This window comes from Vibrio ichthyoenteri ATCC 700023, assembly GCF_000222605.1.
Lineage (GTDB): Bacteria > Pseudomonadota > Gammaproteobacteria > Enterobacterales > Vibrionaceae > Vibrio > Vibrio ichthyoenteri.
Genome location: NZ_AFWF01000265.1, coordinates 14089 through 34403, shown reverse-complemented (window position 1 = coordinate 34403; position 20315 = coordinate 14089). Strand labels below are relative to the sequence as shown.

Annotated in this window: 18 protein-coding genes; 3 read left to right on the top strand and 15 right to left on the bottom strand. The window is 45.6% G+C overall.

All coding sequences use genetic code 11. The features are described from left to right. Window positions 1-167: 167 nt before the first annotated feature. The 14 genes from ptsG to yceD form a co-directional block, all read right to left on the bottom strand. Window positions 168-1595, bottom strand: coding sequence for a PTS glucose transporter subunit IIBC (ptsG, locus tag RH85_RS17730; protein WP_006714087.1), 1428 nt, complete (start codon window positions 1593-1595; stop codon window positions 168-170). 445 nt (window positions 1596-2040) lie between these two features. Further along, on the bottom strand, window positions 2041-2808 hold the full coding sequence (locus tag RH85_RS17725) for a TatD family hydrolase (RefSeq protein ID WP_006714086.1): 768 nt from the start codon (window positions 2806-2808) through the stop codon (window positions 2041-2043). After that, window positions 2799-3761 (bottom strand): DNA polymerase III subunit delta', encoded by a 963-nt coding sequence (gene holB / locus RH85_RS17720; protein WP_006714085.1) that lies wholly within the window; start codon window positions 3759-3761, stop codon window positions 2799-2801. The genes RH85_RS17725 and holB overlap by 10 nt, the downstream gene beginning before the upstream one ends. After that, the gene (gene tmk / locus RH85_RS17715) at window positions 3761-4393 is read right to left on the bottom strand and encodes a dTMP kinase (RefSeq protein WP_006714084.1); all 633 of its coding nucleotides are present in this window, start codon (window positions 4391-4393) and stop codon (window positions 3761-3763) included. Before tmk ends, holB begins: the two co-directional genes overlap by 1 nt. 3 nt (window positions 4394-4396) lie before the next feature. After that, complete coding sequence (gene mltG / locus RH85_RS17710; RefSeq protein ID WP_006714083.1) at window positions 4397-5413, bottom strand: endolytic transglycosylase MltG; 1017 nt, start codon at window positions 5411-5413, stop codon at window positions 4397-4399. Continuing rightward, a complete protein-coding gene (gene pabC, locus RH85_RS17705) occupies window positions 5410-6213 on the bottom strand; it encodes an aminodeoxychorismate lyase (protein ID WP_006714082.1) in 804 nt (267 codons plus the stop codon). Before pabC ends, mltG begins: the two co-directional genes overlap by 4 nt. Before the next feature lie 134 nt (window positions 6214-6347). Continuing rightward, entirely contained in the window at window positions 6348-7589 is a 1242-nt protein-coding gene (fabF, locus tag RH85_RS17700) for a beta-ketoacyl-ACP synthase II (protein WP_006714081.1), read from the bottom strand. Window positions 7590-7682: 93 nt separating this feature from the next. After that, the gene (acpP, locus tag RH85_RS17695) at window positions 7683-7916 is read right to left on the bottom strand and encodes an acyl carrier protein (RefSeq protein ID WP_005595964.1); all 234 of its coding nucleotides are present in this window, start codon (window positions 7914-7916) and stop codon (window positions 7683-7685) included. Between the two features lie 238 nt (window positions 7917-8154). Then, window positions 8155-8889 (bottom strand): 3-oxoacyl-ACP reductase FabG, encoded by a 735-nt coding sequence (gene fabG, locus RH85_RS17690; RefSeq protein ID WP_039949286.1) that lies wholly within the window; start codon window positions 8887-8889, stop codon window positions 8155-8157. Between the two features lie 35 nt (window positions 8890-8924). Further along, window positions 8925-9848 carry an ACP S-malonyltransferase gene (gene fabD, locus RH85_RS17685; RefSeq protein WP_006714079.1) on the bottom strand — a complete coding sequence of 308 codons (924 nt, stop codon included), beginning with the start codon at window positions 9846-9848 and terminating at the stop codon, window positions 8925-8927. Between the two features lie 71 nt (window positions 9849-9919). Further along, on the bottom strand, window positions 9920-10873 hold the full coding sequence (locus RH85_RS17680; RefSeq protein WP_006714078.1) for a beta-ketoacyl-ACP synthase III: 954 nt from the start codon (window positions 10871-10873) through the stop codon (window positions 9920-9922). 5 nt (window positions 10874-10878) lie between these two features. Continuing rightward, the gene (gene plsX, locus RH85_RS17675) at window positions 10879-11904 is read right to left on the bottom strand and encodes a phosphate acyltransferase PlsX (RefSeq protein WP_006714077.1); all 1026 of its coding nucleotides are present in this window, start codon (window positions 11902-11904) and stop codon (window positions 10879-10881) included. A gap of 9 nt (window positions 11905-11913) precedes the next feature. Continuing rightward, a complete protein-coding gene (rpmF, locus tag RH85_RS17670; protein WP_004737376.1) occupies window positions 11914-12084 on the bottom strand; it encodes a 50S ribosomal protein L32 in 171 nt (56 codons plus the stop codon). A gap of 48 nt (window positions 12085-12132) precedes the next feature. Then, entirely contained in the window at window positions 12133-12660 is a 528-nt protein-coding gene (gene yceD / locus RH85_RS17665; RefSeq protein ID WP_006714076.1) for a 23S rRNA accumulation protein YceD, read from the bottom strand. A 148-nt stretch (window positions 12661-12808) separates the two neighbouring features. Here yceD and RH85_RS17660 point away from each other — a divergent pair, with 148 nt between their 5' ends. Next, window positions 12809-13405, top strand: coding sequence for a Maf family protein (locus RH85_RS17660; RefSeq protein WP_006714075.1), 597 nt, complete (start codon window positions 12809-12811; stop codon window positions 13403-13405). A 226-nt stretch (window positions 13406-13631) separates the two neighbouring features. Here the strand turns inward: RH85_RS17660 and rluC are convergent, their stop codons facing one another. Continuing rightward, complete coding sequence (rluC, locus tag RH85_RS17655) at window positions 13632-14585, bottom strand: 23S rRNA pseudouridine(955/2504/2580) synthase RluC (RefSeq protein WP_005595951.1); 954 nt, start codon at window positions 14583-14585, stop codon at window positions 13632-13634. A 556-nt stretch (window positions 14586-15141) separates the two neighbouring features. On the opposite strand from rluC, the gene rne reads away from it, so the two are divergent. Next, complete coding sequence (gene rne, locus RH85_RS17650) at window positions 15142-18270, top strand: ribonuclease E (protein WP_006714074.1); 3129 nt, start codon at window positions 15142-15144, stop codon at window positions 18268-18270. 294 nt (window positions 18271-18564) lie between these two features. Continuing rightward, on the top strand, window positions 18565-20124 hold the full coding sequence (locus RH85_RS17645) for a SulP family inorganic anion transporter (protein ID WP_006714073.1): 1560 nt from the start codon (window positions 18565-18567) through the stop codon (window positions 20122-20124). Window positions 20125-20315 lie beyond the last annotated feature (191 nt).

The following is a 20315-nucleotide window of genomic DNA, read 5'->3' as shown; positions in this document are numbered from 1 at the left end:
AAAGCGGGAAAGCGATCATTAGGGTGATTTAGTTACTCTTACGAAGTCAACTCGGAATAACACATAATAGCAATCTCAACGACAACAAGTCGCCAACGCACAAATGTAAAAAAGGAGGCCGTAGCCTCCTTTAAATTAATACCTATAGGGGAAGGTATTGAAATCGATTAGTGGTTACGAATCCACTCATCCATATCGGTTTTTAGGTTATCTGATTTAGTACCAAAGATAGCCTGAACACCGCCCGCTACCACAACCACACCGGCTGCACCTAGCTGTTTCAGTTTGTCTTGGTCAACCGCTGCAGTGTCGCCAACTGCAACACGTAGACGAGTGATACAAGCATCTAGACCAGTGATGTTCTCTTTACCACCGAACGCTGCAACAAGCTCACCAGCCATTTCTGAACCAGTTACTGCTACCGCTTCTTCTGATTCATCTTCACGACCTGGAGTTTTCAGGTCAAGCGCTGTGATTACTGTACGGAATACGATGTAGTAAAGCGCAGCGTAACCTAGGCCACAAGCAACCATCAGACCCATTTTTTGAGCGTGACCAGATAGTACTAGGAAGTCGATCAAACCGTGAGAGAATGAAGTACCGTGTACAAAACCTAGTGTGTTAGCCAATACGTATGCAGAACCCGCTAGTAGAGCGTGGATTGCGTATAGGATTGGAGCGACGAATAGGAATGAGAATTCGATAGGCTCTGTAATACCAGTCAAGAATGAAGTCAAAGCTGCTGATGCCATGATACCCATTACTTTCGCGCGGTTTTCAGGCTTAGCACAATGAGCAATCGCGATTGCTGCAGCTGGTAGGCCGAACATCTTGAACATGTAACCGCCCGCAAGTTGACCGAAGCCATTGCCCGCAGCACGAGTCGCTTCATCAGCAACTAGGTAACATGTAAGAACACCATTTTGAGTTTCGCCCGCAGAGTTCACACAAGTACCTGCTTCGAAGAAGAATGGTACGTTCCATACGTGGTGAAGACCAAATGGGATAAGCGTACGTTCGATTACACCGTAGATACCAAACGCCAATTGTGGGTTTTGGTGCGCAGCCCAATCAGAGAATGCAGAGATTGCACTACCAACTGGTGGCCATACGATAGAAAGAACAACAGCAAGACCGATAGCAGTGAAACCAGTGATGATTGGCACAGCACGCTTACCAGCGAAGAAGCCAAGGTATTCTGGAAGTTGAATCTTGAAGAAGCGGTTGAATGCCCAAGCAGCCACACCACCTACAAGGATACCACCTAGTACACCTGTATCGATTTTTTCAACGCCCATCACGCCAGCCATAACACCTAGTGTCGCTGTCATGATGCCGTAACCTACGATTGCCGCAAGACCTGCAACACCGTCGTTATTTGTAAAGCCAAGCGCTACACCAACCGCAAATAGCAATGCCATTTGACCGAAGACTGAGCCACCAGCTTGTTCCATTAGGTTTGAAACGATATCTGGGATAAAACTAAGATCGGCTGCGCCAACACCAAGTAGGATACCTGCAACAGGTAACACTGATACTGGTAGCATCAGTGACTTACCTACTTTTTGCAGGTTAGCAAAAAGGTTCTTAAACATGTATATGCTCCTGAAAGAATTATTAGAGTTATCTGGGCTCTAACGGCACACCCCCGTAGCCTAAATGTTAGCACCCATAGAAAATGTAACCAGTTGTTACGTTATATTTTCTGGCTCTAAATATATCTTGATACACGCCGCACTTTCTAGGCGCTTGGGTAATTTAATTTCAAAGTAATAGATAGATCACACGCATTTTCCTAGAATGGAATGGATTACACTCGTGTAAGCATTTGAATTACATTGCATTTAAGGAAACAAACATTAATTTTACTGGGTAAATAAAATACACCCGATTGTTATTTTTTGTAACGAATTTACAATTCATGGTGAAGCGACCAATAAATTCAACATTTTTGGTAAACATGTTTAAAGAAAACGTTTAGCTGTGATTTTAAGCACAAAAAAAGGAGCTTTCGCTCCTTTTTTAAACAATGAATTATTTCTATCTCAAAAAAAGATTTCTAAAATTATCGCTGGTTTTCTGCCCAATCTCACTCAGTGAGACACCACGTAACTGAGCAATGTATGCTGCGACCTCAACCACATAAGCGGGTTGGTTCTGTTTTCCACGATGAGGTACAGGAGCTAGGTAAGGAGAATCCGTTTCAATCAATAAGCGCTCTAAAGGTAATGCCTTAACCACTTCCTTGAGCTCTGTCGCTTGTCTGAACGTCACAATGCCCGAAATAGAAATATAAAATCCAAGCTCCATAGCCGCTTGAGCAAACGCTAAGTCTTCAGTAAAACAGTGGATCACACCACCACATTTTTCTGCTCCGCCCTGACGTAAAATATCCAGAGTATCTTCGCGTGCATTACGAGTATGAATGATCAGAGGCTTGTTAAGCTCTACCGCTAACGCAACTTGCTGCTCAAAACGTTGCTGCTGCAGCGCTTTGGTTTCCGGCTGGTAATGATAATCAAGCCCGGTCTCACCGATCGCGACCACTTTCGAGTGAGAAGCGTATTGATGCATCAACTCAAATGAAAAATCACTTTCAACATCCAAAGGATGAACGCCACATGACGCATAAACGTTATCAAAAGGCGCAATCATTTCCATCATATTTGGAAAGGCATCAAGGGTCACGCCGACCGACAACAACTCCGTGACATTCGCCGCTTTTGCTTTTGCCACGACGTCGCCAATCCCTTGGTGTAAATCTTGATAATCCAGTTTATCAAGATGGCAGTGAGAATCTACAAACATACTTCCCCGTTAAATTTAATCAGCCAATCAAGAATTAACAGTTCTCGGTTGAGACCTGAATGCGCTTTTAGCTGTTCTATCAATTCGCGTAGCGCTTCTGCTTGATTATAGAGCAGTGAGTAATTCGCTTGTTGTGCTAAGTCGCTTGCACCTGGAATGCCGTTAGAAGCCGTCAAACCAAAATGGACTTTTTGTGCATCAGTAAGCAAATACCATAGCCAGTGCAGAGACTGTTCTGCCTCTGAAGCAAGTTCTTTAGATAACTTAATAATGTCACCCTGCTGACCAATCACAGCCAAGAGTTGCTTCTCGATAGAGAGATAGCGAGCTTGCTCTTTTTGCTCAATAAAGTGCAGCGTTTTTAGTGGTGAATGACCATTAAGATGAGCGGCATAACTCGGCACTTCCCCATTGACTTGCGATGCTAACCAATCTGTTAGCGCCTGTGCATCGGGTTCACCAACGTGCCATTGCTGACAACGACTTGTAATCGTCGGCAGTAACTGGCTAACCGATGTAGCCACCAACAAAAAAAGACAATTTTTCGCCGGTGTTTCAAGGGTTTTCAATAGAGCATTCGCCGCTGATTCATTCATTGAATCGGCTGGCTGAATCACAATCAACCGATAACCACCCTGCTGCGATGACTCTTGAGCAATACGATTGCAGTGACGAATTTGTTCAACCGTGATCGCCTTGCCTTCTTTTTCTGGCACCACTAAATGAAAATCAGGGTGGTTACTTGAAGCCATTAATTGACAGCTATGGCAAAAACCACAAGGCTGTGCAGCATAATTACTGCACATCACCGCTCGACTAAACTGTGTGACGAGTTGTTCTTCGCCAAACCCCGGCTTCGCAATCAACAAGGCAGCGTTTGGAAAGCGATCCGCCTCCAAATGGTTCTGCCATTGTTGCCAAAGAGGAGCCAGCCAAGGGTAAAGCGTTGTCATTACAGAGTTTCCAACCATTGTTTTAACGCCAGCTCAATATCAGCCGCCACCTGTTCTATTTGCTGCTCAGCGTTAATAACTTTCACGCTATCATCGCCTTGCGCAAGCTCCAAATAGCGCTCACGAGTGCGGTCAAAAAAGCTCATGTCCATCTTCTCGATACGATCAAGCTCACCACGACCGCGAGCTCGTTCTAGCCCGATACGCGGATCAAGATCAAGATACAAAGTTAAATCAGGCTTAAACTGACCTAATGTTGTTTCGCGCAGTGCTTGCATAGTTTGACGAGGGATCTGACGACCGCCTCCTTGGTACGCCTGAGAGGACATATCATGGCGATCACCGACAACCCACGTGCCTGATCCAAGAGCTGGCTTAATGACATTTTCAACCAGTTGAACGCGCGCCGCATACATCAACAACAACTCGGTCATATCCTGTAAAACTTCACCTTCATGCTCTTGTTTAACCAACTCACGCAGTTTCTCTGCTAATTGAGTACCACCGGGTTCGCGAGTATTTTGAATTGATTCAATTCCCGCTGATTGCAGTGTGTTGAGAACCGCTTGGATGGCGGTACTTTTTCCTGCCCCTTCAAGGCCCTCAATAACGATAAATTTAGCTTGGCTCATGAGTTATTTATTACTTCTTAATTGTTTTAAGTAAGCGCGAACCGCTCGGTTGTGTTCGGCCAACGTTTTGGAAAATACATGTCCACCCTTGCCGCTCGCGACAAAGTAGTAGTATTTACTGTCTTCAGGATTCAATGCCGCCAAAATTGACGCTTCACCAGCCATGGCGATCGGTGTCGGGGGCAAACCTGAAATGGTGTAAGTATTGTATGGTGTTGGAGTACGTAGATCTTTCTTACGGATATTACCATCGTACTTATCACCCATACCGTAAATCACCGTAGGATCAGTTTGCAGGCGCATCCGTTTGTTAAGACGGTTAACAAACACCGCGGAAACTCGCTCGCGCTCAGATTCAACCGCCGTTTCTTTTTCGATGATAGAAGCTAAAATAAGCGCTTCATATGGCGTTTTAAGCGGCAGCTTTTCTTGGCGCTCTTGCCACGCTTTATCCAATACTGACTTAAGTTTTGCAGATGATCGCTCAAGAATATCTAAGTCTGATGTGCCGTAGGTATAATTGAATGTTTCTGCGAGAAATAAACCTTCCAACTTATCGTGTTCAATACCAAGTTGCTTCGCGATCTCAGCTTCAGACATATCGCTGGTCTTGTGCTCAAGATAGGGCGCATTCTCTAAAATAGTGCGCCACTCACTAAAACGTGAGCCTTCGACAAATGTCAGCGAAAATTGATGCTCTTTACCAGTTTTAAATAAGGTTAATGCCTGCGTTAGATTCATCTGCGGGGCGATCAAGTATGTACCAGCTTTGATTTGCGTCAGTTCAGGGTGGAAACGACGGACTAAAGGCATGACATCATTCGATTCAATCAACTTTTCGGAAATCAATTGATTAAGCACTCGCGCGAAGCTAGACCCCGGCTTTACGGTAAAGATTTGCTCTTGTGACAACTGCAGCGGCTGGCTAACAAATTGCTCGACTTGCTTAGTCACGTAGAAAAAAGCGCCTGCGGCCATTGCCGCCAGTAAAATAAGCAAAAAAGTGATCTTCTTAATCACGGGAATAACTTCTCCTGAATACGTCTTGTCAGCATTCCGATTGGGAATGTTTGACTTTCAATCGCCCGAATCGGCGCAGTGCCTAACAAAGAGTTGGTGATAAACACTTCATCGGCTTCTAATAAATGGCTTACATCAAACTGGCCGATTTCAACAACAATATCATCGTCTTTCGCCCACTCGATAACTCTCCTTCGCGCGACGCCAGCAACGCCGGACATATCAAGTTGAGGCGTATAGAGCACCTCACCTTTGCGCCAAAAAAGATTTGCCATACCAGTTTCAATCACGTGATCATTGATGTTCAAGACCAAACCATCAGCAAAACCTGCTTGCTCCAAGTCAGCTTTGACAAGGATTTGTTCAAGCCGATTATTATGCTTATGTCCCGCGAGCAATGGATTAAGACCCAGTTTTATTTGACTGATACCCAAAGCTATCCCCTGCTGTTGCCATTGCTGATAATGCGTGGGATAGGCAAAGTCGCTAATAGTAACATTAGGAGCACTCACTTGAGTAGGGCTATAACCACGCCCACCTTCACCACGACTAATATGCAGCTTAAGACCGGCTAATGGGGCCATGTTTGCAGCCGCAGTGAGCCATTGTTCAACTTGAAACCAGTCAGGTTCAACGATTGCAAGCACCCGCAAGCAAGCTTGCATACGCTGTTTATGATAAGGCCAATGGCATAACTTGCCATGCTCGGTGAGTATGGTGGTAAAACCGCCATCACCATATTGAAAAGAACGATCAAGAAGAGAAATTGAATCTGTCGGTTGTCCGTTTAGCCAAAACACAATCAGTCCCTAAAATAAAAAACGGCCTAATGCCAAAAGCATTAAGCCGTTTTATCATATCTTCAAACTTTACCCAAGATAATTGGACTCACCATCAACAACGCTGCGAGCCCTGCTATTTCGAGTAAGTACGATTAAATCTTTTTGAAGACCAACGAACCGTTAGTACCGCCGAAACCGAAAGAGTTACAGATCGCATATTCCATATCTACTTTTTGAGCGACATGTGGAACAAGATCGATATCTAAACCTTCTTCTTGGTTATCGAGGTTGATCGTTGGTGGTACGATTTGGTCAACAAGAGACAGTACAGTAATGATCGCTTCAACTGAACCTGCAGCACCCAATAGGTGACCTGTCATTGATTTGGTTGATGATACTTTTACTTGCTTCGAGCCTTCTTCACCAAGAGCACGTTTTACGCCCTTGATTTCAGCCACGTCGCCTGCTGGTGTTGATGTACCATGTGCGTTTACATAACCCACTTGAGTACCAACAATACCCGCATCACGCATTGCCGCTTCCATCGCAAGCGCGCCGCCTGAACCATCAGGTGTTGGAGAAGTCATGTGGTAAGCATCACCAGACATACCAAAGCCAACAAGCTCAGCGTAGATCTTAGCACCACGCGCTTTCGCGTGTTCGTACTCTTCAAGCACCATCATGCCCGCACCGTCACCAAGAACAAAACCATCACGGTCTTTATCCCAAGGACGTGAAGCCTTTTGTGGCTCATCATTGCGAGTAGATAGCGCTTTAGCGGCACCAAAACCAGCCATACCAAGAGGCGTAGACGCTTTCTCAGAGCCACCAGCTACCATTGCATCAGCGTCGCCATAAGCGATCATTCGTGCTGCATGGCCAATGTTATGCAGGCCAGTTGTACATGCTGTCGAAATAGCAATGTTAGGACCACGCAAGCCACGCATGATAGATAGGTTACCCGCAACCATGTTTACGATGGTCGATGGTACAAAGAATGGGCTAACTTTACGTGGACCTTTTTCGATCAGTGCATCATGACCTTTTTCAATTAGATCAAGACCGCCAATACCAGAACCAATCGCTACACCTACACGGGGAGCGTTTTGTTCATTAATTTGTAAGCCAGAGTCGTCTAGGGCTTGAATACCAGCCGCGATACCGTATTGGATAAACAAATCCATTTTACGTGCATCTTTCTTAGACATGTACTCTTCGCAGTTAAAGTCTTTAACTAGGCCAGCAAAGCGAGTAGAGAAATTAGTAGCGTCAAAGTGATCGATATTAACGATACCGCTTTGACCTTCGAGCAGGGCTTTCCATGATGATTCTACAGTGTTGCCTACCGGTGACAACATACCCATGCCAGTGACAACAACACGACGCTTGGACACGATTTTATTCTCCGGAAAATGAAATGATTCTATGAGAGAGATAGAAGGGTTAAAAAAGAACTCAGGCGGCCGGAAGGCCGCCTGGGGGAGATATTACTGAGCGCTGTTCACGTAGTCGATTGCAGCTTGAACAGTAGTGATCTTCTCAGCTTCGTCGTCTGGAATCTCAGTGTCGAATTCTTCTTCTAGAGCCATTACTAGTTCAACAGTGTCTAGAGAATCAGCACCTAGATCGTCAACAAATGAAGCTTCGTTTTTAACTTCTGCTTCGTCCACACCTAGCTGTTCAACAATGATTTTCTTTACGCGTTCTTCGATGTTGCTCATTTTTCTTTTCCTTTACAGATTTCGCCTAATGCGATGATTCCGTAGTTTATTAGAACTATTGAAAGTTGCAAGGGGGACCTTGCTGGTCAAACCACAATTTTAGCGATTTTAACCGAAATTCAATACAACTTTGACTTAAGTCATGCACAATTGTTGTGCAATTCAATAGCAAGTTTCACACTTTACTGATACGAAGAGATTAATCTAAGTATCAGTGAAGGCTTTTCGAACTTGGCTATTAAACCATATACATGCCGCCATTAACATGCAAAGTTTCACCTGTGATGTACGCCGCTTCTGGCGATGCTAAAAATGCAACAGCCGACGCAATTTCACGAGGATCTCCTAGACGACCTGCAGGCACGTTAGCAAGCGTTACTGCACGTTGGTCATCATTCAATGCTTTCGTCATGTCAGTTTCGATGAAACCAGGCGCTACCGTGTTCACAGTTACGCCTCGAGACGCTACTTCACGAGCCATAGACTTAGTAAAACCAATCACACCCGCTTTTGCTGCAGCGTAGTTAGTTTGACCAGCGTTACCCATGGTACCAACCACTGAACCTACGTTGATGATACGACCAGCACGTTTTTTCATCATGCCACGCAATACTGCTTTAGACATGCGGAAAATAGGCGTCAAGTTAGTATCGATGATATCGTTCCACTCATCGTCTTTCATACGCATCAACAGGTTATCACGAGTGATACCCGCGTTGTTGACTAGGATATCGATCACACCAAACTCATCATTGATGGTTTTTAGTGTCGCTTCGATAGACTCAACATCCGTTACGTTTAGCGCAAGGCCTTTACCATTGTTACCCAGGTATTCGCTGATTGCTGCTGCGCCGCTTTCAGATGTTGCAGTACCAATAACGGTTGCACCGCGCTCAACAAGAAGCTCAGCGATAGCACGACCGATACCACGGCTTGCGCCTGTCACTAGGGCAATCTTGCCTTCTAGATTCATCATTATCTTCGTTCCTTTCGATTACTTAGCTGCGTTTATTTAGCCGCTTCAAGCGACGCAATGTCGTTTACAGCTGCCGCATCTAGCGTCTTAACAATACGTTTAGTTAGACCAGTCAATACTTTACCTGGACCAACTTCTAGAAGCTTCTCTACACCTTGCTCGCTCATAAGTTGAACGCACTCAGTCCAGCGTACTGGGCTGTATAGCTGACGAACAAGCGCAAGCTTGATTTTTTCAGGTTCTACTTCCGCGATAACGTCAACGTTGTTGATCACCGGTAGCTGAGGGGTATTAAATTCGATCGCTTCTAATGCGATAGCAAGCTTATCTGCTGCAGGCTGCATTAGTGCACAGTGAGATGGCACTGAAACAGGCAGAGGCAATGCGCGTTTTGCGCCTGCTTCTTTACATAGTACGCCTGCACGTTCTACCGCATCTTTGCTGCCAGCAATAACCACCTGACCTGGCGAGTTGAAGTTTACAGGAGAAACCACTTCACCTTGCGCTGCTTCTTCGCACGCTTTAGCAATCGCCGCGTCATCAAGACCGATGATCGCGTACATAGCGCCAGTACCCGCAGGTACCGCTTCTTGCATTAGTTGACCGCGTAGCTCAACCAATTTGATCGCTTGTTTAAAGTCGATAACACCAGCACAAACCAGCGCTGAATACTCGCCTAGGCTATGACCTGCAAGGTTTGCAGGCTGCTCTAGGCCAAGCTCTTGCCATACACGCCAAATCGCTACTGACGATGCCAATAGAGCTGGTTGAGTACGGAAAGTTTGATTTAAATCTTCTACAGGACCATCTTGAACCAACGCCCAAAGATCGTAACCTAGTGCTTCAGAAGCTTCGGCAAAAGTTTGTTTAACTACGTCATATTGTGCGCCAAGCTCTGCAAGCATACCTAATGCTTGTGAACCTTGACCTGGAAATACGATAGCAAACTTGCTCATGTTCTTTTCCTTAAAACAAAGTAAGAAAGAAAAGATGCACCAATGTGCACCTTAATTTGAATTTTGTTGGCTTAGAATTTAACTAGCGCAGAGCCCCAGGTAAAACCACCGCCAAACGCTTCTAGTAGTAACGTTTGACCACGCTTAATACGGCCATCACGCACAGCTTCATCTAGCGCAGTCGGTACTGTCGCCGCGGATGTATTACCATGCTTATCAAGTGTTAGTACCACTTGATCAAGTGACATCGATAGCTTTTTAGCCGTCGCTGAAATGATGCGGTAGTTCGCTTGGTGTGGCACTAACCAATCCAGTTCAGATTTGTGCATGCCATTTGCTTCTAGCGTATCTTTTACTAGCTTAGAGAGCTGAGTCACTGCAACTTTAAACACTTCATTGCCTGCCATGTGCAGCCATTTATCCATGTTGTTTTCGTCGCGTGACGGCAACGGTAGGCTCAGTAGATCGCCAAACGCCCCGTCGGCATTAATATGCGTTGATAAAATGCCCGGCTCTTCACTTGCACCAACAACCACCGCACCCGCTGCATCACCAAACAAAATGATGGTAGAACGATCCGTCGGGTCACAAGTTTTTGATAGTGCATCAGCACCAATCACCAGTATGTTTTTACACATACCCGTTTTAATGTGTTGATCGGCGATAGATAAAGCGTAAACAAAACCTGAACACGCTGCCGCCAAATCAAATGCTGGACAACCTTTAATACCCAACATACCTTGAACTTGGCATGCTGAGGAAGGAAAAGCGTGGCTACCGCTAGTGGTCGCGACGATAATCATGTCGATATCGTTTTTGTCGATAGCGGCCATTTCGATCGCATTTAGCGCGGCATGGTAAGCCATGTCGGCAACAGTCTCATCTTCAGCAGCGATGCGGCGTTCTTTAATACCAGTACGAGCGACAATCCACTCATCTGATGTGTCTACCATTTTCTCTAAGTCTGCGTTGGTACGCACCTGAGATGGCAGGTAGCTGCCAGTACCTAATATTTTGCTATACATGAAGACTAATAGTGCCTCTCGAGTAAAACCGCTTCCAAACGATCGCTAATACGGCTTGGTACCTGTCGTTTGACCTCATGCAGGGCTTCGCCAATTGCGTTAATGACCGCCTCTACATCAGCACTTCCGTGGCTTTTTATTACAATGCCGCGCAATCCTAGCAAACTTGCGCCGTTATACTGGTCGGGGTTCAATGTTTTTAGTTCATTAAATAACCCAGAAAACAATTTTCTTGCAATCCAGCCCTTTATTGATGACGCCATCATATACGATTTCAATCTATCAATAAAAAGTTGTGCTGTTCCTTCACACGCTTTTAGGCAAACATTGCCAACAAAACCATCGCAGACAACCACATCAGCCGCATCGTGCAGTAACTGATTACCTTCAATATAGCCGACAAAATTGACCGACTGGGTTTGCGACAGCATTTCAGCACAGCGCTTGACAAGATCATTACCTTTTATTTCTTCAGCGCCGATATTGAGAATCGCAACCCGAGGTGGGCGTTGTAAGTATTGTTCAGCGAGTGCACTGCCCATAATGGCAAATTGGAACAGCGAATCCGCATCACTTGACACATTCGCGCCAAGATCCAACATCCACGTTCGATTCCCCGAAACGGTAGGGAGTGCAGAAACCAATGCTGGACGATCTATACCAGGCAATAACTTTAAGCGAAATCGAGACAACGCCATCAATGCGCCAGTATTACCTGCGCTTACGCAAGCATCAGCCTGTCCGACGGAAACGAGATCGATCGCTCGACCCATAGAACTGTCTTGGCCATTGCGTAATGCTAGAGAAGGTTTTTCTGAATTGGAGATCACTCGGTCACAGTGTTTAATGCTCAGCCGAGCATCTGGCTGATAACCAAGATTAGATAATTGAGATGTGATCGAAGTCCGATCACCTAGTAGGATCACTTTTAGCTCTGGGAAATACGACAGTGCCTGCACGGCGGCAGGCACTGTAACACGGGGACCGAAGTCACCGCCCATTGCATCAAGCGCAACGGTTATATTATGCAAAGGTCAACCTTACTTGTTGATAACCTTTTTGCCGCGGTAGAAACCTTCGGCAGTCACGTTGTGACGTAGGTGAGTTTCACCTGAAGTTGCGTCTACAGAAAGTGCAGCTGTAGTAAGCGCATCGTGTGAACGACGCATGCCACGCATTGAACGTGATTTCTTGCTCTTTTGTACGGCCATTGACCCTACTCCTATGTAAATTCCTAAAGATACTTACTTATTAATAAGTTAGCGCTTTAAGCTTTTTAAGATATCAAATGGATTCGGTTTCTTTTCTTCCTCAATTTCTTCAGGAAGTTCACCAAACACCATGTTATTTGAGTTAACGCTACAATCCGCTTCGTCATGCATTGCTACTAGAGGCAATCCAAGGATGAACTCGTCTTCAACTAGTTGAATAAGATCTACTTCACCGTACTCGTTTAGATCTACCAAATCGTACTCTTCCGGTGCTTCTTCTTCACTCTTCTCGCTGTAAACAGGAGTATAAGTGAATTGGACTTCACACTGATGTGCGAAAACCTTATTACAACGTTGACACTCTAAATCAACTTCGACGTTAGCTTTACCAGAGATAACGACGAGTCGCTGTTCATCAAGCCCAAATGACAATGAGACTTGCGCGTCGCGTTTTACGCCTTCAGTTGTTGTGCTTAAACGCTTTAGGAGACTGGTTTGAATGATACCATCTATATCCAATCGCTTTTGAGCAGTTCTTGCAGGATCAACTGTTCGCGGTATTTTTACCTTTTGCATAGGGCGCAAATTCTATCTTCCAAATTGTTTAGAGTCAAAGAAAAAGGGTAAAAAGTTGTACTTTTTTTCCTTTCCACCAAGAGCGCTATCATAAGCGCCATAATATCTATTATGCTTCAATCAAAGCCTATTTTGATTGTAAATAAAAATGCCAAATTACCAACTAGTTTTAGCTTCAACCTCACCTTTTAGGCAACAACTGCTCAAAAAACTAGCAATTCCGTTCAAAACAGTCCATCCCTCTTTTGATGAGACGCCGCTGAAAGACGAGTCGCCAAGTGCGCTAGTTTTGCGTTTAGCCCAAGGTAAAGCACAATCGTGCCCTACCGACGTTACCCACTCTGAAACAGCGTCATTGGTCATCGGTAGCGACCAAGTCTGTGTGATTGACGGCGAAATCATCGGTAAACCACATACCCGTGAACGAGCCATCGAACAACTACAACGTCAAAGCGGCAAAAGTATCACTTTTTACACCGGACTGGCGCTACACAATACCCATACGAACGAAACGAGCCTCAAGCTAGATACCTTTATCGTCCACTTTCGCTCACTCACCACCGCGCAAATCGAAAGCTATATCGATAAAGAGCAGCCCTTCTTTTGCGCCGGTAGCTTTAAAAGCGAAGGATTGGGTATCGCACTGTTTGAACGTTTGGAAGGCAAAGACCCCAATACACTGGTTGGCCTCCCCTTGATTGACCTAATTGATATGTTAGAAGCGCAAGGGTTTGCTGTGCTTTGAGCTTTGAGCTTTGAGAAGCGAGAAGCGAGAAGCGAGAAGCGAGAAGCGAGAAGCGAGAAGCGAGAAGCGAGAAGCGAGAAGCGAGAAGCGAGAAGCGAGACTACGGGCTTTCAGCCGTGTAGGGAATCTCAGCAATAAAATAAAAAAGGGAGCTGTCCGCTCCCAATCTATCGAATCTCGATTCAAAAATCTCAACTCTATTTTGTCGACGCTACCGCCTCAAATCTCAATTCTTCGTAAGCTTTCTTAATCCAGCCAATACGCCTTCGAGTTTTTTACACATTGGCGCATTGATTTCCATCCACTCATCATTTGATGGGTGTTGGAACTTAATATTGGCCGCATGTAAGAAAAGACGATCTAGACCCACTTTTGCCGTGTAGGCATCAAAGCGGCGATCGCCATAGCGATCATCCCAACCAATCGGATGACCTGCGTATTGCACGTGCACACGAATCTGATGGGTTCTGCCCGTGATAGGACTGGCTTGAATCAAGGTCGCATCAGGGAATCTTTCCAACACTTTGAAACGCGTTTCTGACGGCTTGCCGTTTGGGTTCACGCGTACGATGCTGTTTACTTCATTTTTCAGCAGTGGCGCGTTCACCACTTTACAGCTCGCTTTCCACTCACCCATCACCAAAGCGAAGTAATATTTCTGTACCGTTTTTTCACGAAACTGAGCTTGCAAATGGCGCAGTGCAGAGCGCTTCTTCGCCACCAACAAAATACCAGAAGTATCACGGTCAATGCGGTGGACAAGTTCTAAGAATCGAGCTTGCGGGCGCAACGCGCGCAACGCTTCAATCGCGCCAAACTTTAGACCACTGCCACCATGAACGGCGGTACCTGACGGCTTGTTTAGGATCAGCATATGCTCATCTTCATAGATGATCATATCTTCTAACTCAGCCACTTTATTAAGCTTGGTACTTGGTGCTACTTCCGGCGCTTTCTCTTCTACCGTCACCGGTGGAATCCGCACCACGTCTCCAGCTTGTAATTTGTATTCCGCTTTTACGCGTTTCTTGTTAACACGAACTTCCCCTTTACGCACGATACGATAAACCATGCTTTTCGGGATGCTTTTTAATTGATTGCGCAGAAAGTTATCAATGCGCTGGCCTGCCATATCTTGATCGATATCGACAAACTGGACTTGGGTTCTAATTTCGCTCATAGCACTATTCTACCACTCAACTCAGCGCAAATTCACATTTTCTTCGCTTCAAAGACTGAGATGACTCAATTTGTATCCCGTCAGCGGCAAAATTCGCATCATTCAGTTGTTAAAAAGCCTTTAACTAAATAAAAAACATGTTTCAACACGATATTATCAAACATAAACGGCTATTCTTGGCCGTTTTACAATAAAGCCGATTGCTGACTTTACTGGGTACTGCTATAGTTCACACCTGCAAAGAGTGATCTGATTTAATTATGTACAAATCAAATCATTTAGACGCAAAAATAATGAGTAGAATGCTAACGAATAGAGAGCGCAGCACACGGCGTAAGACCTTTCCACCGTTGGTTTCTTGTTGCTCTACTCATCTCCTTTCATGTTGAGTATATTCCGCCGACATCGCGGCTCACAAGTTAACTGCATGTGAGAACTGGAGTGCCCCAGAGCATCCCTCCAGCCGGGAGGCTGCACCGAATAAACCATGGGATCTGGCACCGTGAAAGAGACGCAAAGCAACAAGCACAATAAAAAATGACAACGAGATTTTTAAATGAAAAGAATGCTAATCAACGCAACTCAAAAAGAAGAGTTGCGTGTTGCTTTAGTGGACGGTCAGCGCTTATTCGATCTTGATATCGAAAGCCCAGGCCACGAATCTAAAAAAGCAAACATCTACAAAGGACGTATCACTCGCATAGAACCAAGCCTTGAAGCGGCTTTTGTTGACTATGGTGCAGAACGACACGGCTTCCTCCCTCTTAAAGAAATTGCTCGCGAATACTTCCCTCAAGGTTATACCTACCAAGGCCGTCCAAGCATTAAAGAAGTGCTAACGGAAGGACAAGAAGTAATCGTACAAGTTGAGAAAGAAGAACGCGGCAACAAAGGTGCAGCGTTAACCACTTTTATCTCTCTAGCGGGTAGTTATTTAGTTCTTATGCCTAACAACCCTCGTGCCGGTGGTATTTCTCGCCGTATCGAAGGTGACGAGCGCACTCAACTTAAAGCAGCATTGAGCACATTGGAACTACCGCAAGGTATGGGCCTAATCGTGCGCACCGCTGGTGTAGGTAAAAGTGCAGAAGAGCTGGAGTGGGATCTAAACGTTCTCCTTAACCACTGGAGCGCAATCAAACAAGCGTCTGATAGCAACCCAGCACCGTTCCTAATTCACCAAGAAAGTAACGTTATCGTTCGCGCGATTCGTGACTACTTGCGTCGTGATATTGGCGAAATCCTAATTGACAGCAACACTATGTACGATCGCGCTCTTGAGCACATTCGTCTAGTTCGTCCTGATTTCGTTAACCGCGTGAAGAAATACGATGGTGAAGTACCACTATTTAGTCACTACCAAATCGAAAGCCAAATTGAATCTGCGTTCCAACGCGAAGTTCGTTTGCCTTCAGGCGGCTCGATCGTTATCGACCCAACAGAAGCACTAACCTCTATCGATATCAACTCAGCTCGTGCAACTAAAGGCGGCGATATCGAAGAAACTGCACTAAACACCAACTTAGAAGCAGCAGACGAAATTGCTCGTCAGCTACGTCTACGTGACCTTGGTGGTCTAGTGGTTATCGACTTTATCGATATGACGCCTGTTCGTCACCAGCGTGAAGTTGAAAACCGTCTACGTGACGCGGTTCGTATGGATCGTGCTCGTGTGCAGATTGGTCGTATTTCTCGCTTTGGTCTACTTGAGATGTCTCGTCAACGTTTGAGCCCGTCTCTTGCTGAAGCAAGCCATCACATCTGTCCACGCTGTACGGGTACTGGTGTTATTCGTGATAACGAATCACTAGCTCTATCGGTACTGCGTTTGATCGAAGAAGAAGCACTAAAAGACAATACCGCACAAGTATTAGCGGTTGTTCCTGTGCCTATCGCGTCTTACCTATTGAACGAAAAACGTCGTTCAGTAAACCACATTGAGAAAAATCAAGACGTTAAAATCTTGGTTGTGCCTAACTCAGACATGGAAACCCCTCATTTTGAAGTGGTTCGTGTTCGTGAAGGCGAAGAGTTTGATTTGCTTTCTTACTTGCTACCGAAGAAACTCGATGCAATCAAAGAAGCAGAAGGTAAGGAATTACCTGTAACAGAAATCAAACCGAAGAAAATTGAAGAACCTGCTCTACGTGGTTTTGCTGCGCCTACGCAATCTGCACCAGCACCTGCTGCAGTAGCGGCACCAGTAAAACCTGCTGCTGCGCCAACTAAAAAGGCACCAGAAGCAGAAGCGCAACCGGGTTTGATTAGTCGTTTTGTGAAAGCCCTTGGTAGCTTCCTATTTGGTTCAACCAAAGAAGAAGAGAAAAAAGAAGAGCCGAAAGAAAACGAGCGTCCTAATCGTAACAATCGTAACAATCGTAACAATCGTCGCAATAATCGTAACAACCGCAACGATCGCAATGACCGCAACAACCGTGGTGATCGCAACGAACGTGGCGAACGTAACGAGCGCGGTGATCGCAATGAACGTAACGATCGCAACCGTCGCAACCGTGATGATAAGCGTAACAAGCCGAACCGCGAAGAAGCGAACGTTGAGCAAAAAGCACAACAAGCTGAACCTAAACAACAAAACCGCAAGCCGAGACAAGATCGCCGTAACAAGCGTGAAGATGTTAAGCCAAGCAAAGTTGCTGAAGAAGGTCTAAAACTTGCTGCTGAAGCACAAGTTGATGCTGTAGAACCTCGCGTTGAAGAAAAAACGGCGAAAGTGAAAGAGCGTCGTCAACGTCGTAAACTGGCAAAAAATGTGCGCGTAAAAGATCAAAAAGCAAACTCAGAAGAGATTGTTGAACTGATCATCGATGCCACTGCAGAAACTCCAATTGCTGTAGAGCCTGCTGTTGAAACAGTAAAAGCTGATAACAACGATAACGATGCTGACAACGGTAAGCAACGTCGTAACCGTCGTTCACCTCGTCACCTTCGTGCAAGTGGTCAACGTCGCCGTCGTGGACGTGACCGTCGTCCTAACCCATTCCGCCTACGTAAAGGTGGTGTAGCTTCTCCTGAGATGGCTATGGGTAAAGTGATGCCTCGTTTCGATTTAGCAAAACCAGCGCCACGCTCTCAACATGCACAGCAAAAACCTGTTGAGCACGTTGTAGAAACATCAACAGCAGAAACACTAGGTGGTTTCGCTTGTCCTGAAATGGCAATGGGTAAAGTGATTATCCAGCGCGAAGAGAAGGTGACTTCTCCAGCCGCTATCACAGAGACAGTTGTAGAAACTATCGCAGCTGAAGCTGTTGTTGAAGCGGCAGTTGAAGCACCGGTTGCACCAACGGCAGAAGCAGTTGTTGAAACTGCGCCAGTTGAAGTTCCAGTTGTTGAAGAAGTTGTTGTTGAAGAAACGATTACTGAAATTGCTGTTGAAGCGCCTATCACAGAAGAAGCCACTCTTGCTGAAACTGCGCTAGTCGAAGAGCTTGTGGTGGCAGACGTTGTTGAATCCGTTAAAGTGGAAACTAAAGCAGCAGAAAAAGCTGTAACGGTTAAAGCTCATGCGAGTTCACCAATGGCTAAAGCTCCTGGCCCTCAAGCGCTACGCGAGATTGCTGTTAATGCCGCTCCGTTCCGTACTGAACGTTACCAAGCCATCGGTGCTGGTAGCCAAGTAGCGAAGAACCAAGCAGGTGCAGGTATGACGAAGCCAAGCTTCTAAACCTCAAACAACAGACCAAAGGCTGCTAGCAATAGCAGCCTTTTCTTTTTCTAAATTTTCTTTCTTAGAAATCGCCATTCAGCGAAATAACGCATCCTTAACCAATAACTTATTTCGTACATATATCGGTTAACATCTGCTTCATTCTTGAACTTAATCACAGTTTTCGGTAGCATGCGCCGACTCGATCTGAATTTAGTCTTACGTTGCGCTGCTCTTTTACATTCAGTTTGCTCTAGTAACCGACAAGTCCAATTCAGAATAATTTTAAACACTTAGCCTAACTGAGCAAATATGTTTGAATTCCCTCAATTTTCTAAACACTCCGTCAAAAACGATGTGTTGTCAGGTTTAACCGTTTCTCTCGCTTTGGTTCCAGAAGCTGTCGCTTTTGCCTTCGTTGCTGGTGTCGATCCAATGGTTGGCCTATACGCCGCTTTCATTGTTGGTCTTATCACCTCTATTTTTGGTGGCCGTCCAGGTATGATTTCAGGCGCAACTGGCGCCATGGCGGTGGTGATGGTCGCGCTAGTGTCTTCACATGGCGTGCAATATCTTTTCGCAGCAATTATGCTCGCAGGCCTACTGCAAATTACCGCCGGTTTATTCAAGCTGGGTAAATTTATTCGCATGGTGCCACACCCTGTAATGATTGGTTTCGTTAACGGTCTTGCGATTGTTATCTTCCTAGCACAGCTCGGCCAATTCAAAGCCCCTGATATGAGCGGAGCATTAACCTGGTTACCAACTGACCAAATGATGCTGATGCTAGGTTTAGTCGCGCTAACGATGGCGATTATTCACTTCTTGCCTAAATTCACTACCGCTGTACCTTCATCTCTGGTTGCCATCGTAACCGTGACCGCGCTTGTAGTGGGTTTAGATTTGGATACACGCACTGTGGTGGACTTCCTGCGCACCATGTCTGGCGATGAAGCAGCAACACTAGCTGGGTCACTACCAACATTCTCTATTCCATCGGTTCCATTCACACTTGAAACTCTGCAAGTGATCTTACCTTATGCCATTATCCTTGCGGCAATTGGCTTAATTGAATCTCTGCTAACTCTGACTGTATTGGATGAGATGACCAATACGCGCGGCCAATCTAATCGTGAATGTATGGGCCAGGGTCTAGCGAACGTTACCTGTTCAGTGTTCGGTGCGATGGGTGGCTGTGCCATGATCGGACAATCAATGATCAACGTGAACTCTGGTGGTCGTGGTCGTCTTTCTGGCATCGTTGCTGCCGTGGCACTACTTTGCTTCATCTTGTTCGCATCATCGCTGATTGAGATGATCCCGCTGGCGGCTTTGGTTGGTGTGATGTTTATGGTTGTGATTGGCACCTTCGAATGGGCAACATTTAAACTGGCTCGTCGCGTACCAAAACAAGACTTCTTCGTCATCGTATTAGTCACTGTTGTGACGGTCATGACAGACCTTGCAGTTGCGGTGGCCGTTGGTGTTGTTGCATCTGCATTGATGTTTGCGTGGGAACATGCAAAACACATCTACGCATCAAGCAAAACCAATGAAGAAGGCGCTAAGGTTTATCACATCCATGGTCCAATCTTCTTCGGCAGTGCGGCGAACTTTCTTGAATTGTTCAACCCTAAAAATGACCCAGATGAAGTGATTGTCGACTTTGCGCATTCTCGCGTTACTGATCACTCAGCGATTGAAGCGATTGAAACCTTAGCAGAACGCTACACCGCTACTGGTAAGACGCTGCACTTACGTCATCTAAGCCAAGATTGCCGTGCATTGCTGCATAAAGCAGGCAGTTTGGTTGAGATCAACGTGAAAGAAGACCCAAGCTATAAAGTAGCTACTGATATTTTAGCTGGCTAAGTGCTTCTATCTCTATTGAAAAACATTATTGGGCTTCCTTATGGAAGCCCTTTTTATTGCCTCAACTAGCAAGTCTAGCTGAATAAAAACAATGCTTGCTGGATCTCAGACTCATGGCATTGAAATGACAATTTCGCTACGGTTGTGATTAAATCGGCATTATCAAACTGCGCTGCAAATGAATCGTACTT